The sequence below is a fragment of the Klebsiella sp. GW_Kp182 genome (assembly GCF_040062275.1).
Lineage (GTDB): Bacteria > Pseudomonadota > Gammaproteobacteria > Enterobacterales > Enterobacteriaceae > Klebsiella > Klebsiella michiganensis.
Genome location: NZ_JBEAFQ010000008.1, coordinates 192,383 through 207,121 on the forward strand (window position 1 = coordinate 192,383; position 14,739 = coordinate 207,121).

16 protein-coding genes are annotated in these 14,739 nt (G+C 56.4%); 5 read left to right on the forward strand and 11 right to left on the reverse strand.

The genetic code is table 11. The annotated features are described in order from the left end of the window. Window positions 1-59 precede the first annotated feature (59 nt). Window positions 60-803, forward strand: a complete 744-nt coding sequence (locus tag ABLU88_RS10845; protein ID WP_103813952.1) for an SDR family oxidoreductase — start codon at window positions 60-62, stop codon at window positions 801-803. Window positions 804-913: 110 nt separating this feature from the next. Here ABLU88_RS10845 and ABLU88_RS10850 read toward each other — a convergent pair whose 3' ends face one another. From ABLU88_RS10850 to ABLU88_RS10860, 3 genes are all read right to left on the reverse strand, one after another. Continuing rightward, on the reverse strand, window positions 914-1,405 hold the full coding sequence (locus ABLU88_RS10850) for a protein disulfide oxidoreductase (protein ID WP_154924431.1): 492 nt from the start codon (window positions 1,403-1,405) through the stop codon (window positions 914-916). 190 nt (window positions 1,406-1,595) lie between these two features. Next, on the reverse strand, window positions 1,596-3,029 hold the full coding sequence (locus ABLU88_RS10855; RefSeq protein WP_160741266.1) for a 6-phospho-beta-glucosidase: 1,434 nt from the start codon (window positions 3,027-3,029) through the stop codon (window positions 1,596-1,598). Window positions 3,030-3,150: 121 nt separating this feature from the next. Beyond that, window positions 3,151-3,879, reverse strand: coding sequence for a MurR/RpiR family transcriptional regulator (locus ABLU88_RS10860; protein WP_025105967.1), 729 nt, complete (start codon window positions 3,877-3,879; stop codon window positions 3,151-3,153). Between the two features lie 50 nt (window positions 3,880-3,929). Here ABLU88_RS10860 and yqfB point away from each other — a divergent pair, with 50 nt between their 5' ends. Both yqfB and ABLU88_RS10870 read left to right on the forward strand, forming a co-directional pair. After that, window positions 3,930-4,241 carry a N(4)-acetylcytidine aminohydrolase gene (yqfB, locus tag ABLU88_RS10865; RefSeq protein WP_032720089.1) on the forward strand — a complete coding sequence of 104 codons (312 nt, stop codon included), beginning with the start codon at window positions 3,930-3,932 and terminating at the stop codon, window positions 4,239-4,241. Window positions 4,242-4,402: 161 nt separating this feature from the next. Then, window positions 4,403-5,062, forward strand: a complete 660-nt coding sequence (locus tag ABLU88_RS10870; RefSeq protein WP_014839509.1) for a hemolysin III family protein — start codon at window positions 4,403-4,405, stop codon at window positions 5,060-5,062. Between the two features lie 158 nt (window positions 5,063-5,220). Here the strand turns inward: ABLU88_RS10870 and ABLU88_RS10875 are convergent, their stop codons facing one another. From ABLU88_RS10875 to ygfZ, 8 genes are all read right to left on the reverse strand, one after another. After that, entirely contained in the window at window positions 5,221-5,964 is a 744-nt protein-coding gene (locus ABLU88_RS10875) for a 2-dehydro-3-deoxy-phosphogluconate aldolase (RefSeq protein ID WP_348836489.1), read from the reverse strand. After that, on the reverse strand, window positions 5,951-7,060 hold the full coding sequence (dgaE, locus tag ABLU88_RS10880) for a D-glucosaminate-6-phosphate ammonia lyase (RefSeq protein ID WP_348836490.1): 1,110 nt from the start codon (window positions 7,058-7,060) through the stop codon (window positions 5,951-5,953). The genes ABLU88_RS10875 and dgaE overlap by 14 nt, the downstream gene beginning before the upstream one ends. A gap of 3 nt (window positions 7,061-7,063) precedes the next feature. Continuing rightward, window positions 7,064-7,924 (reverse strand): PTS system mannose/fructose/sorbose family transporter subunit IID, encoded by an 861-nt coding sequence (locus tag ABLU88_RS10885; protein WP_014839507.1) that lies wholly within the window; start codon window positions 7,922-7,924, stop codon window positions 7,064-7,066. Beyond that, window positions 7,921-8,670 (reverse strand): PTS sugar transporter subunit IIC, encoded by a 750-nt coding sequence (locus ABLU88_RS10890; protein ID WP_004124968.1) that lies wholly within the window; start codon window positions 8,668-8,670, stop codon window positions 7,921-7,923. Before ABLU88_RS10890 ends, ABLU88_RS10885 begins: the two co-directional genes overlap by 4 nt. A gap of 145 nt (window positions 8,671-8,815) precedes the next feature. Next, window positions 8,816-9,301, reverse strand: coding sequence for a PTS system mannose/fructose/N-acetylgalactosamine-transporter subunit IIB (locus tag ABLU88_RS10895; protein WP_122117310.1), 486 nt, complete (start codon window positions 9,299-9,301; stop codon window positions 8,816-8,818). A gap of 12 nt (window positions 9,302-9,313) precedes the next feature. Beyond that, window positions 9,314-9,739: a PTS sugar transporter subunit IIA gene (locus ABLU88_RS10900; protein ID WP_004854067.1), complete on the reverse strand. Its 426-nt coding sequence runs from the start codon at window positions 9,737-9,739 to the stop codon at window positions 9,314-9,316. 120 nt (window positions 9,740-9,859) lie between these two features. Beyond that, the gene (gene dagR, locus ABLU88_RS10905; protein WP_348836492.1) at window positions 9,860-12,658 is read right to left on the reverse strand and encodes a transcriptional regulator DagR; all 2,799 of its coding nucleotides are present in this window, start codon (window positions 12,656-12,658) and stop codon (window positions 9,860-9,862) included. Window positions 12,659-12,849: 191 nt separating this feature from the next. Further along, on the reverse strand, window positions 12,850-13,833 hold the full coding sequence (gene ygfZ, locus ABLU88_RS10910; RefSeq protein ID WP_116279857.1) for a tRNA-modifying protein YgfZ: 984 nt from the start codon (window positions 13,831-13,833) through the stop codon (window positions 12,850-12,852). 244 nt (window positions 13,834-14,077) lie between these two features. On the opposite strand from ygfZ, the gene sdhE reads away from it, so the two are divergent. Both sdhE and ABLU88_RS10920 read left to right on the forward strand, forming a co-directional pair. Next, window positions 14,078-14,344, forward strand: coding sequence for an FAD assembly factor SdhE (gene sdhE / locus ABLU88_RS10915; protein WP_004124953.1), 267 nt, complete (start codon window positions 14,078-14,080; stop codon window positions 14,342-14,344). After that, a complete protein-coding gene (locus tag ABLU88_RS10920) occupies window positions 14,325-14,735 on the forward strand; it encodes a protein YgfX (RefSeq protein ID WP_004854060.1) in 411 nt (136 codons plus the stop codon). Before sdhE ends, ABLU88_RS10920 begins: the two co-directional genes overlap by 20 nt. Window positions 14,736-14,739 lie beyond the last annotated feature (4 nt).

The window sequence follows — 14,739 nt, forward strand, 5'->3', positions numbered from 1 at the left end:
CTGCTGATTAGACTATCTTTTAAAGGCGCTGCGGCGCCTTTATTTTTTGGGAGAATGGCATGACGATAGCTTTGGTGACGGGCGGCAGCCGGGGAATAGGTAAAGCGACGGCGCTGCTGCTGGCGCAGGAAGGCTATACCGTGGCGGTGAATTACCATCAAAATAGCGCTGCCGCGACCGGCGTGGTGAACGAAATTATCGCCAGCGGCGGCAAAGCCGTTGCGCTACGGGCGGACGTCAGCGATGAAGCGCAGGTGATGGCGATGTTTACCGCTATCGATCGCCTCGGTGAACCGCTCGCCGCGCTGGTCAATAACGCCGGCATTTTATTTACCCAGGGGACGATTGAAAGCCTTTGCGCGGAGCGGATTAACCAGGTGCTGGCCACCAACGTGACCGGTTACTTCCTCTGCTGCCGGGAGGCGGTAAAGCGGATGTCGCACAAGCACGGCGGTAAGGGCGGGGCGATTGTGAATGTGTCGTCCGCGGCATCTCGCCTCGGGGCGCCGGGGGAGTATGTGGATTATGCCGCGTCAAAGGGCGCGGTTGATACTCTGACCACCGGCCTGTCGCTGGAGGTGGCGGCGCAGGGGATTCGGGTTAACGGTGTGCGCCCCGGCTTAATTTATACCGACATGCACGCCAGCGGCGGTGAACCGGGGCGCGTGGATCGCGTGAAGTCGATGCTGCCCATGCGGCGCGGCGGGCAGCCGGAGGAGGTGGCTCAGGCCATCGTCTGGCTGCTGAGTGAGAAGGCTTCCTACGTGACCGGCAGCTTTCTGGAGCTGGCGGGCGGGAGATAATCGGCAACTCGTTTTCCGGGGGGCGGCTAAACGCCTTGCCCGGGATACAAAATCTGTTTACCTCACCCCATCCCTGGCCCTGCTAAGCGCAGCGCAAGCAGGGAAATGCGCTACGACGCCAGCCACAGCCGCAGGCGCATCCCCCAGCCGCTGGTCCAGCCGGTGGTGACTGACTTCACCTCGCCGCGCGAGATTACGATAAGGGTCGGCGTGACCTGCACCTCCCACCGTTGGGATAGCTGACCGCTGGCGTCATTGATCGTCGGCAGCGCCATTTTTTTATGCGCCAGCCATCGCGCCAGAGCGGCGTTGTCGCCGGAGCGTAGCGCTACCGTCATCACATTGCCGCCATCGTTGGCTAAAGCGGCCACCGACGGGGTGGTATAGCGGCAAACGCCGCACCAGGTGGCCCAGACGTACAGCAGCAAAGGGCGTTCGTGGCTCATTGCCGCCAGATCGACCGTTTGGCCATCAAGCGTTTGCAGCGGCATGCTGGAGAAATTCTGCGGCAGCGCGGGCCTGCGCAGGTAATCCACCGCCAGGCTGACGGCGGCGACAATCAGCAGCCATATCAGGATCTGTCTGAAGACGTTTAGCATCATTTTTCTACATTGTGATGCGCCGGAAAGGCCGGCAGCGTGCGGCGTTGATTCACGAAGTCAGCGTCAGCGACTCAACGATTGATGTGGTTTATCTTATCGGCTGAGCGTGGGTTAGCAATGTTAAAGCTGTAAAGAAGTGTCTGTTTTGTGGGAAGTTTTGCCCCCTTCCGGCTGGAAAGGGGCAAGATGATTACAGTTTCTCGCCGTTGCTGGCGATAACCTCTTTGTACCAGTTAAAGCTCTTCTTGCGCGAGCGGGACATATCGCCGGTACCATCGTCATGTTTGTTGACGTAGATAAAGCCGTAGCGCTTGCTGTATTGACCGGTCGTGAAGGAGACGCAGTCGATGCAGCCCCACGGGGTATAGCCCATTAGCTCAACGCCGTCGTAAGTCACCGCTTTGATCATCTCTTCGACGTGAGCGCGCAGATAGTCGATGCGATAGTCGTCGTTGATGCTGCCGTCTTCTTCGACTTTATCGTACGCGCCGAAGCCGTTTTCGACGATAAACAGCGGCTTCTGGTAGCGCTCATACAGTTCACACAGCGCATAGCGCAGGCCGACCGGGTCAATCTGCCAGCCCCAGTCAGAGGCTTTGACGTGCGGGTTGGGCACGCTGCCTTCAAAGCCGGAGATCGCATCGCCGGTACCGCCTTCCGCTTTCACCGCGTTGGTCATGTAGTAGCTGAAGCCGAGATACGCGCAGGTGCCTTCGCGCAGGATTTGCGCATCGCCGTCCTCCATGTTGATATTGAAGCCGCGGCGTTCCCATTCGTTCAGGACGTAGCTCGGGTAGTAGCCGCGCAGCTGGACGTCGGTAAAGACGTAGCGTTCACGCATTGATTCCTGGGCAAACATCACGTCTTCCGGCTTGCAGGAGAACGGGTAGAGGGCGACCATTGCCAGCATGCAGCCCACCTGCATCTGCGGATTGATTTGACGCGCCGCCTTCACCGCCAGCGCGCTGGCGACAAACTGATGGTGCAGCACCTGGTACATGGTCTCTTCCGGGTTTTCATGCTCGGTATAGACCACGCCGGAGCAGCAGTAGCCAAACAGCGGCGCGCGCCAGTTACGCTGGTTGTTGATCTCGTTAAAGGTCATCCAGTATTTCACTTTGTGCTTATAGCGCTCGAAGACCACTTCGGCGAAGCGCACAAAGAAATCGACCACTTTGCGGTTGGTCCAGCCGCCGTACTGCTGAACCAGATGCAGCGGCATCTCAAAGTGGGAGAGGGTAATAACCGGTTCGATGTTGTACTTCAGCAGTTCATCGAACATGTCATCGTAGAATTTCAGCCCTTCTTCATTCGGCTGGCTTTCGTCGCCCAGCGGGAAGATGCGCGTCCAGGCGATAGAGGTGCGGAAGCACTTGAAGCCCATCTCGGCGAACAGCTTGATGTCTTCTTTGTAGCGGCCGTGGAAATCGATGGCTTCGTGGTTCGGATAGTACTTGCCCGGCTCTACCTGCTGGGTTATCTCGCGCGGCACGCCGTGCGCGCCGCCGGTAAGCACGTCGCAGATGCTCGGGCCTTTGCCGTCTTTATTCCAGCCGCCTTCAACCTGGTGCGCGGCGACGGCGCCACCCCATAAAAAGTCTTTTGGTAAAGGAATTTTCTTCATCTTTGCTCATCTCGTCTTAATGACTTGTTGGCTGCGAGTCTAACAAAGGGAATATAAATGTCACGATATAACAATTTGCCCGGAATGGAATTTGTTACATCGAAAAAACACCCTGTTATTTTCAGGCGAGTTTGCGCGCTAATTTACGCCCCAGCGTTTCCAGAATATAAATGACCGGGATCTGGGTGGTAATGTCATAGACGCCGCCGATGCGCGTTTGCGGAACGTGCCAGGAGAGATTAAAGTCGGCAAGCTTTGCCAGCCGCGAGTGCTCGTGGCTGGTGATGGACATCACTTTACAGCGATGCAGGCTGAACTGGCTGGCGAAGCGCAGGATCTCTTCGGTTTCGCCGGAGACCGACAGCACGATGGCCAGCGCATTACGCGCCATATCATTGGTCACCGGGAAATAAGGGTCGTCGATATGGTTACTGAATTTCCCGACGTTAGAAAAGAAACGCGCGCCATATTTTGCCAGCGCGCCGGAGGTGCCGGCACCAACAAAAATAATACGTTCTGAAGACAGAATAATATCGACCGCCTGCTCGAGCAGCTGGTCAAATTCATCGTTATTAACGCTTTTAAAAAAGCTCATTATTTCGCTGGCGCCGATATTTGCCTGTTGAGGCTCATTCTGCTCCAGATATAATTTAAAGCGTACGCGAAACTCCGAGTAGCCTTCGCACTGCAGCTTGCGACAGAAGCGCAAAACGGTAGTCGTGGAGACTCCGGCCGCTTCCGCCAGCTCGCGGATGGTCATGTACATCACTTTGTCGCGATTTTTAATGACGTAGTGATAGACCATCATCTCAAGATTATTGAGACTGGCGATAGCGGCGTGGGAGAAGATACTCACAGTGGCAAACTCACAATTCATAATGACCAGAATGGAATGATATCATGCAGCCAAATGACATAACCTTTTTTCAGCGTTTTCAGGACGACATCCTCGCCGGACGCAAAACGATTACCCTCCGCGATGCGGCTGAATCACACTTTAAAACGGGCGATGTGCTGCGCGTTGGCCGCTATGAAGATGACGGCTATTTTTGCACCATTCGCGTGGTGGCTACCTCAACGGTGACGCTGGATACGCTGAGTGAACTGCACGCGCAGCAGGAGAATATGACCCTGGCGCAGCTGCGTGAGGTGATTGCGGAGATCTATCCTGAAGAAAAGCAGTTTTATGTTATTGAATTCGAAAAGCTTTAATTAAATAGTGAACGTCTGTTAGTTGAAATTTTTATGTAACCTATTGATTTTATACTGTTCATAAATATTCATCTTTTTATTTTAGCGAACAGGTGTTCACTGGAATCATTCTCAGTTAACCTAAGTGTGCATTGAAAGCGTACTTGTTTTCGGAGTCAAATATGGTTCGCAAATCGTTAATCACACAGGGATATTCTCTGGCAGAGGAAATTGCCAACAGCGTCAGTCACGGGATTGGGCTGGTGTTCGGTATCGTCGGTCTGGTGCTGTTGCTGGTGCAGGCGGTGGACAGCAACGCCGGCGCCACGGCCATTACCAGCTACAGCCTGTACGGCGGCAGCATGATTTTGCTGTTCCTCGCCTCGACCCTCTATCACGCGATTCCGCATCAGCGGGCTAAGCTGTGGCTGAAAAAATTCGACCACTGCGCCATCTATTTGCTGATTGCCGGGACCTACACGCCGTTTCTGCTGGTGGGGCTAAATTCGCCGCTATCGCGCGGGCTGATGATCGTCATCTGGAGCCTGGCGCTGCTGGGGATCCTGTTTAAGCTGACCATTGCGCATCGTTTTAAGATCCTCTCTTTAGTGACTTACCTGACCATGGGCTGGCTGTCGCTGATCGTCGTTTATCAGCTGGCGATTAAGCTGGCGGTGGGCGGCGTGACGCTGCTTGCCGTGGGTGGCGTGGTCTATTCGCTGGGGGTTATTTTCTACGTCTGCAAACGTATTCCGTACAACCACGCTATCTGGCACGGTTTTGTCCTGGGCGGCAGCGTGTGCCACTTCCTGGCCATTTATTTGTACGTCGGGCAGGTTTAAATTTCGCGAAATCTCCCGGCTCGCGCTACGCTTAGCCGGGCTACAGGTTCACCGTCATCTGAGGGATGGTAGCCCGGACATGGCGCGCCAGCGCCGCCTCCGGGACATTCTCCGTTGGTGATGGCTTGCCTGCCTGGGCTACGGCCCGGTGCTTTTATTCAGACCACGGCTTTCACGATATCCATTAATCTGCGGATATCTTCTGGCCGGGTATTGCCGGTTTGCGGGTCGATTATCGAGCTGTAAACATGGGGCATCACGCGAAGTACGCCTGCCTCCAGACAGCTTTGCAAAATAATGCCAAAGTTATCGAGATCGATTCCACCGGTTGGTTCGATTAACGTCATCCCGTTACGAGCTGCCGTGGTCGCCAGCATATACAGCTCCGGTAGCGACTTTTCGCCGCCCATGGGGAAAAACTTCGCCGCATGGGCCCCCATGTCCTGCATCATGCGTACCGCCGCATCGCAGGAGACGCGGGCCGGCGTGCCCTGACAGCTGCTGACGCCGGTGGAGATAAGAACCTCGCCAGGGGTTCCCGTCGGGCTGACCAGCGCATTAATGCAGGTCTGCTGCCCGCCCGTAGCCGCCAGCGCCCCTGCGGCAAACCCGCTGCCGGTAAAGGTCTGATTAACGTGCGCCGGGTGAAGCGCTGACGCGATCATCGCCGCTTTGTAATACTGCGCAGGATCGCCGGCGCCCAGGCCTACGGAGATGGAGGGTATCTCCGCCATCCAGCGTTTTACCTCCTGAACACCTTCTTCCACGGAGGCAAACTGTGCCGAGAGGACGCCAATCGCCGCATGGCCTTCGGCGGCATCATAAATGTCCCGGGCGTTGGCGATATCTTTCGCCAGCACGTTAATCGCGACGCGTTGACGGTAAAAATTAATTTGCTGCATGGTCTGCAATCTCCTTTAGGCGCGCCACGATCAGGCTCATTTCACCCTCGGCTACCGTTCGTGGGTCCAGGCTAAAAACCCCCTGATGGAGGTTATAGCGTCGGGCGTAAATGGCGATCTCGCCATTGCGCAGCTGTGCTTCGACTTCGCGGGCATCCAGACCCAGCTCCTGGGCATTCACCTGAATGCGGATACGCCAGATGGCGCGTCCGGCTTCATCCTGCTCAATATCGGCTTGTAAGCCGTTTATCGCTGAGATCGCTTTCGCGACGGGCAGGAGTTCCTCGGCAGTGACCCCCTTCTGCCCCTGATGATAGTGTTCCAGCGCATAAACCAGACCGACCATATTCTCCTTGCCGATTTTCATCGCCCGGGCAATACCGTGATGCTGCGCCTTACACGCCGCTATCCACTGTTTTTTCCCGGTGATGAATCCGGAAGTGGGCGCGTTAAACGCTTTTGCCCCGCTATAGATAACCATGTCCGCTCCGCTTGCCACCCAGACGCGTAAATCCTCCTCGGCAGCGGCATCGACAATCAGCGGCAGGTTGTGAGTCTGTGCGACCTGCACGAAATCCTCGATACTCAACATCCCTTTTTGCACGCAGTGGTGTGATTTCACATACAGCAGGGCGGCGGTGCTGGTAGAGATCGCGCTCTCCAGCTGCCAGCGTGCCGCCAGATTGCTTGAACCGACCTCCACAACGCGCCCACCGCCTAAGCGAATCGCGCTGGTGATGGGCGCGCCGTAATCGACGTTATGTCCGCGGAGCATGACGATTTCGTTGGCCATACCGCGACTGTCCGGCATCTGCATCACTCGCGCCTGGTCGCCATGGGTAATCGCGGCGGCCACGGCGATGGCGATTCCCGCCGAGGCGCAGGAGGTGATATAGCTGTCCTCCGCGCCGGTAAAGCGGGAGACCCGCTCGCCGGTTCGGTCTACCAGCCTGTCGATTTCCACAAAGGCCGATGCCGCCCGCGCCGTTGCCTGCATCACCTCCGGCGCCACGCTGGAAACGCCCAGAATCGTCATTTTGCCGCAGGCGTTAATCACCTGTTTTAACCCCAGCTGTTGATAGATATTCTGCGTCATGGTTTACAGCACTCCCAGCAGCGAACAGACCACGCTGAGCGCGACAATTGACAGCAGAATGGTGGTGTAGCGCGGCCCTTTCTTCACCAGATAGAAGTAGATGGCAAACACCGCCGCCAGCGGCAACAGGCCGGGCGCGATAGAGTCGAGGATTTGCTGGACCACCACCTCCGAGCCTTTCAGCGCGCTGAGCTTTAAAGGGGTCGTTATTTTGACGTAGCTTGCGGAGAGCGCGCCCATCATTATCAGGCCCAGCACGTTCGCGCCGTAGATAAGCTCCTTAATTCGCCCTCCCTGGAGCAGGCCGATGATTGAGTCGCGTCCCAGCGTGTAGCCTTTGTGCACCATGCCGTAGCTGATCGCCAGCGTAATGGCCGGATAGAGAATTAAGGGCACAATGCCGCCCATCGCGCTGCCGCTGGCGGCGAACGGGATGAAAATCGCAATCAGCAACGGCATGACGGCCGCCCAGATGATGGAGTCCCCCATTCCGGCCAGCGGCCCCATCAGCCCGGTTTTAATCCCGGTGATAGACGCGTCGCTAATCGGTTCACCGCGGGTTTTCTGCTCCTCCATCGCAATCGAGATCCCCTGAATCACCGCGCCAAAGGTCTGCTCAGAGTTGAAGAAGTTCAGATGGCGTTTTAGCGCCTCCACCTGCTCTTCTTTTTGCGGGTAGAGTTTTTTGATAATCGGCGTCATGGAGGCGCAGAAAATCAGGCTTTGTAAACGCTCATAGGAGCTGGAAACTTCCGCGCCCAGCCAGTAAATAAACCAGGCTTTGGTGATGTCCGCTTTGGTCAGCGTGCCGTTCTCCCGCGCGCGCTCCACCAGTTCATGCTGCATTACATCGCTGCTCATCATGCTGCTCCTTCATTTTTCGCCAGGCCCTTAATCAGGAAGGCCACGCAGGTACCAAAGATTGCCATCGCCATAATGTCCACCTTCAGGTACAGCACCGCAAAGAATCCGCCGATAAACCACGGCAGCAGGCTCTTCTTACCGATCACCATGATGGTGATGGCAAAGCCCAGCGCCGGCAGAATTCCGCCCATAATTTCAAAGGAGTGGGTCAACCAGTGCGGCATCAGCTTGAGGAAGCTCTCTACCACGTCCTGGCCAAAATAGTTGGCAGCAAACACTACCGGGAAACGCAGCACCAGGCCGAGCAACGCCGGATAGAGGAACGCGCAGCGCATAATACCGCCCATGTTGGCCGTTTCCGCGTGTTTATCCGCCATATGCACCCAAGCGGCGTTCAGCGTGCGTCTGAGCTGGTCAAGGAAAACGCCGATCACGCCAAACGGGATGGCCAGCGCGATGGCCAGGTTCGGATCCATCCCGGCTTTTACGGCGATAGGAATCGAGATACAGGCGGCCAGCGCCGGATCTGACGGCACGTTACCCCCGGGCGTTGAGGTCACGCCGAGGTAAACCAGCTGCATACCTGCGCCAATAATCATCGCCGTTTCCATATTGCCCAACAGCAGGCCGACAAAAACGGCGATTACAACAGGTTGTAACAGCATGGCGGAGAAGGTGTAGCCAAGGCGTAAGCGGGCAAACCAGTAATACAACCCCATCAGGCTTGCGAAGACTAAAGTATCCATAGTTTTTTCCTGTACACTTCATCTTTCAGGCTGCCTCTTTGTTGGCTGCCTTCGCTCACCCCAGTCACTTACTTAAGTAAGCTCCAGGGGATTCACTCAGTTGCCGCCTCGATGCATCCAGAATGATTTTGTGTATGTTAAATGGTTAGAATTTTTTCAGGATATCGTCCAGCGACTGCGGCTTATCTTCCGGGATAGTCTGGAAGACCGCCTTAATCCCTCGACTTTTCAGGTCGTGAAGAATGCCAACGTCTTTTTCATCCAACGTGATGTTCTGGAAAACGACCTTGCGGTTCGGCCCGCCGCCTAAGCCACCAACCTGAATGGCGGAAACATCAAACCCGAGCTGTACGGCTTCCTGAATCGCCGCGAGAGAGGGGAACAGCACCAGCACGCTGCCGTCGCCAAGCTGGTTTTCTTTCCACGATGCGGCAAAGCTCCGATTGCTGTAGCAATCCACTTTGATGTTTGGCGGTGCCGCCATCAGATAGATATTTTTCATAAACGGATCGGCGTCCAGCTCATCACTCACTACCGCAATCCGGTTGGCCTGGGATTGTCCGACCCACTTCGTCACCACTTGTCCATGAATGAGGCGGCTGTCGATGCGACATAACACGATGTTAGCCATGATATTTTTTCCTTATTGTGATTGTTGTAATTGCCGAACGTGGGCGACAACGTCCAGACAGCTGCTGCGCGCGGCTTCCACTAATTCAGCTACGCAGGCGGATAGCGGTCCCTGTTCCCGCTTGTCCAGCGCCTCCAGCAGCAGCGAGGCATTCAGTCCGGAAATCACCGCCACCGGATAATCGGCGCTTAGCCGCGCGGCCACGTTAGAGGTGGTCCCGCCAATAAAATCGGTCAGAATAAGCGAGCCTTCGGGCAGGGTTTTCACGACGGCTTCTACGCGCTGATAAAACTCGCCCAAGGTATCGACGGGCATCAGGGCGATTTCCGTTACGCCTTTAATTTCGCCCGTCACCATGCACAGGCTGTTGCAGAGCTGTTGCCCCCAGCCGCCATGGGTCAGCAGCAGGATCTGGGACAAAGGTTCAGTGGTAATCAAAATGGCCTCCTGGCGCTATTACGTTGATATACGTAATAAGAGCAAAGGCTGTGCCAGAATTTGTGTCACATGGGGGGCGAAGAGGGGCAGGCGCGGCGTAAAGCCACGCCAGTTAAGGGATCAGCGATACAACAGTTCGTAGATATAAAAATATTCCGCGTCGGATAAACGAATGGCATAAGCCTCTTCGATCGGCTGGAAGGCGGATTTAATGACACTAAACGCGCGGACGTCCAGCGCGGGCTGGCTCTCCAGCGACATCTGTAACGGTTTCCGGTTAATTACGATACGCTCGACCATGCAACAGCAGTGGATCAGGAAGCGCAGTGTCATCTGGCGGCTGGGTTTCAGCGAAAGCGAGGTGGTTAAATGGTTAAACACCCCCTCCATCTCTTTGAGAATGCGCTGGGGATTGAGTACCGAAATATGGTTGATGATACTTTCCATGGTCAGCGCGCTGATGAAGCGCATCGCGCTGCGCTCCATCTCCAGACGGCGCTCACTGCTTGAGAGGTCCGGCGTGAGCAGGCTGAGCACCAGCTCCGGCCCCTGCTCGGAGAACAGCTCTTCAAGCGAGATAAACGGAATATCCGGCAGCCCCGGCTGGAAGGTGCCGACAATCCCCGCCAGTCGCTCACCGGCCAGCAGCGACTGCTGAACGCGTTCCAGGCTGCGAACCTCGTTGTAATCGAGGATCACCATTCGCGTATCCTGCGACATCAGCTCGCCAAAACTTTCCTCCAGCACTTTTTTGATTTTCTCTGCGGTTCCCATGCCGGTAATGCAGGAGATCACCAGCACCTTACCGCCGTTCTCCTGCTGCGGAGTACAGAGCTGACAGGGGATATTTTTACTCTGCAGCAATTCCGCCAGCTGCGGTAGCTCGCTGGTTTCATAGCTTAAATCCAGACCCAGCTCCAGCAGGCTGGTCAGCGTAATATTGGGCATTAACAGGACGTCAATCTGGAATAGCTTGCTGATGGTGCTGCCAAAATGCACCAGCGAGCCGATATCCACCATCAGAATCAGCCGCCGGTAGCGTTGGCTCTGGATCCGCTGGGTTAGCGTTTCCAGCGTGTCATGCACCGACTGCTCAAAGGGCATATCGATGGCGCTGAACAGCTCGCGCTCCAGCACCCGGTTGACGTACTGCGCCTGACTGGTCGCCGTCGTCGCGCCGTGGGCGATTAAAATGACGCCGCAGTCGGGACTGGCGTCGATCCGTTGGCGATAATGGCGGCACTCTTTCAGGAACAGACATAGCCAGACGACCTCCGTCGCCGGGCACTGAATATGCAGCAGCTCGTTGATTTTCCGGCACAGCATAGTCGCGTTTTCATACTCGTCTTTGCAGCGGTCGAGGATCAGGCTGGAGGAGTAGAGCTGCGGGATCAGCCCGCGCTGCACGTAGCCAATCAGCGCCAGAAAGTGTTTACGCAGCGGATTCATCAGGTTTTCTGGCAGCGTAAAGCCCAGCACCTGTTCCACACAGCCAATCAGCAGGGTCACCCGCTCTTCAATCCGATCGCCATAGCGCGGCGGATGGCCCACGCTGTCGCGGCTGTAGAGGCCATATTCAAAGATAGAACTGAGTTTGTTTTTGAGGATCGCCAGCGTCTCAGCCGGTGGGACGTTGCTGTTGCGCAGGTTGACGTATTCGCGGGTCAGGAAGCTGTAAAACAGATCGCTTTCTTCGATCTCCGCTCCTGTCGCCAGAGAGGTTTTCAATGCGGGTAACGTGCGCGCATCGACGCTTAGCCGATCCTGGCCGTCAAACAAGGTATCCACCAGCAGACGCTGTTCCGGTGTGGCGTTGAACGGCACTTCTACCAGCCGTTTATCCAGCTGGAGCGTGTCGTTATGCTCGGTCATTCCCGCGGCCCACGCCTGGGCGCAAAGAAACTGGATATCGCTTTTGAGCTGGCCGATATTGCCTTCCAGCGGTTTATTCAGCAGCCAGAGCAACAGCGTTTTGTCGATACTGACCGTACGCTCAATTTTGCGGCTCTCGCGCTGGAGAAAACCGACAATAAGTTCCACCTGTTCTTCCACCGAGCGCTGACGGATCCCGGGGAGATCGATACAGACCTGGATGCGTCTCTGGAAGGTTCGCAGCAGCGCTGAGCTGACCGGTTCGGTGGTGGCGCAAATCAAGCGCACCGTGATGGACCGCGCCGTGGCGCTTGAACCGAGCGGGCGATATTGGCCTTTGTCGAGAATGGAGAAGAGTTTTTCCTGTCCTTCATACGGCAGGCGGTGCACCTCATCAAGCAGCATATATCCGCCGTCCGCCTGCTCCACCAGACCGGCTTTATTCTCACTGGCGCCGGTAAATGCGCCCTGGCGATGGCCGAACAAATGCGAAGAGAGCAGCTCCGGGTTATGCGCATACTCGGCGCAGTTAAAGTAGACCAGCGGCGGGGGGGACCCCGCCGCATGCTCGCAGGCAAAACGGTGCATCAGCTCGGCAAAGAAAGTTTTACCTACCCCGGAGGGGCCGGTCAGCAATACGTGGAGCCCGTGAGGATAAAGCACCGCTGCGCGGCCTTTTTCCACCGCATCACGGAGGCTGCGATCGTAGCCAATCAGGCCGCTGAAGGGGTCATCCGTTGAGCAACCTTCCTGATGCGGCAGAAGATCGGCAACCGTGCGCACTTCACATTCGGTATCATTCAGTCTGCGCCCCAGCAGCGTTTCCATTGCCTGGCGGTGCCAAAAGAACACGGGGCGTCCTCTGCTCTTAATCGCCAGGCCGTCGTTCCATAACTGATTGAGGTCTTTGCTGACCGAGTTGCGCGCAAGCCCGAGGTTAAAGCCGATAGCTTCCGCCGTAAATGCCGTTTCCTGTTCCAGATCCGCAAGATTCAGCCCGCGAGTTAATCGCTCCAGTTCCCCCAGTATGACCTCAATCCGTCTCATCTCTTTTACCGCTTAAGAAATAAATGATTGTTCAGAACATACACTATTCTTCTACGCAAGAAAGTGGCCTGGGCCAGAGATGGCGCATTTGCGCAAAGCGCGCGGCCGCGGGTGTTTCGTGGTTTGCGGGTGGGGTAGCCCAGACAGGCGTGATTGCCGCCTCCGGGGAGAAGGCGGCAGGGAATATCGCTTTAACTCTCTTCCAGCGAATACGGCAGCGGCTCGATGCTCAGGCTACCGGCATCATCGCGTACGCGAAACACGCTGTCCGGCTCCATATCGTTATTCATCACCACCTGTACCAGCAGGCGACCGTCGTCCAGCTGCACGGCCGCTAAAACGGTGCCGGTTCGGCGCCAGTTTTCACCCATCTTCAGCTCCAGGTCTTCCCCGGCTTCAGGTACGCGGCTGGCTGTTCCCGCCAGATACCACAGGGCGCGCTTGTTGGCGCCGCGGAATTTAGCGCGGGCAACCATCTCCTGGCCGGTGTAGCAGCCTTTTTTGAAGCTGATGCCGCCCAGCGCCTGTAGGTTGGTGGCCTGCGGAATAAACTGCGCGCTGTTGGCGCTGTCGATAACCGGCAGCCCGGCTTCAATATTCAGCGCCAGCCACTGCTGGCTGTTGTTGAGCTGCGCTTCACCGCGTAGCGCATCGGTGATGCGGGTGGCGGTTGCCACATCGGTCACCAGCAGGAAACGCTCGGCCGGATGCGCAAACCACAGCACGCTGGTGGCTCCTTCGCAGACAACCTGTTTCTCGGCGTTCGGCAGTTCACTAAACAGCGGCGACAGCGCAGCGCGCGCCTGGAACCCGGCAACGCCCAGCAGTACGGATTCATCATCGGCGGCGATGGTCACTTTAGAGAACACCGCGTATTTTTTCAGTTCGGTCAGCTGCGCATCGCGCAGGCTGCGGCGCTCAATCCACGCAAAACCCTCGTTGCGGCGGAAAACGCGCAGATTGCTCCACATCTTGCCCTTGGCGTCACAATGCGCGGCAAGCAGATGCTGCTCGTCGGTCAGGTGGCTGACGTCGGCGGTAATCTGCCCCTGCAGATATTTTTCGCCATCCGGACCGGTAATCGTCGCCAGCGCCCAGTCGTCCAGCGTCATCAGCGTTAACGGCAGACGAGCGGAAGAGGAAGGCTGACGCGGAGGAAAAGGTGTAAAAGCCATAGTCATATCCTGAATAGCTTAACGCAGAGTGTGTGACTAATGGTAAAAGAGCTATGGTGCAATGCAAGCGCTTTTGACAGGCCATTCGTGCCCTCAAAGACGGGGCGCTGAAACCAGCGAAATAATAAATGACCTGATTATTTTAGGGTTTTCATGGAATAGCGCTCGCGAAACTTGATATTCCAGTGAAGTCAGCGCCGAAAACGGGTTAAACTAAGAGATATTTATAAGCAGGAAGTAAAACATGGACATTAACAATAAAGCCCGCATCCACTGGGCATGCCGTCGAGGTATGCGTGAACTCGATATCTCCATCATGCCGTTTTTCGAGCATGAGTACGACACGCTCAGCGATGGCGACAAAGCGTTATTCATCCGCCTGCTGGAAAACGACGATCCGGATCTGTTCAACTGGTTGATGAATCATGGCGAGCCGGCTGATGCAGAACTGCAGCGGATGGTAAAATTAATTCAGACACGGAATCGGGAACGTGGTCCTGTGGCAATCTGATTTACGCATCTCGTGGCGAGCGCAGTGGTTTTCGCTGCTGATGCACGGCGTGGTGGCGGCGCTGGTGCTGCTGATGCCCTGGCCGCTGAGCTATACCCCGCTGTGGCTGATACTGCTGTCGCTGGTGGTGTTCGACTGCGTGCGCAGCCAGCGGCGGATCCATGCCCGTCAGGGAGAAATCAAGCTGCTGATCGACTCCCGTCTGCGCTGGCAAAAGGCGGAGTGGGATATCATCGGCACCCCGTGGGTGATTAACAGCGGAATGCTGCTGCGCCTGCGGAATACGGAAAACCAACGAACCCAGCATTTGTGGGTCGCGGCGGATAGCATGGACGCGGGAGAATGGCGAGACCTGCGTCGGCTGGTGTTGCTAAAACCGACGCAAGAGTAGGCAG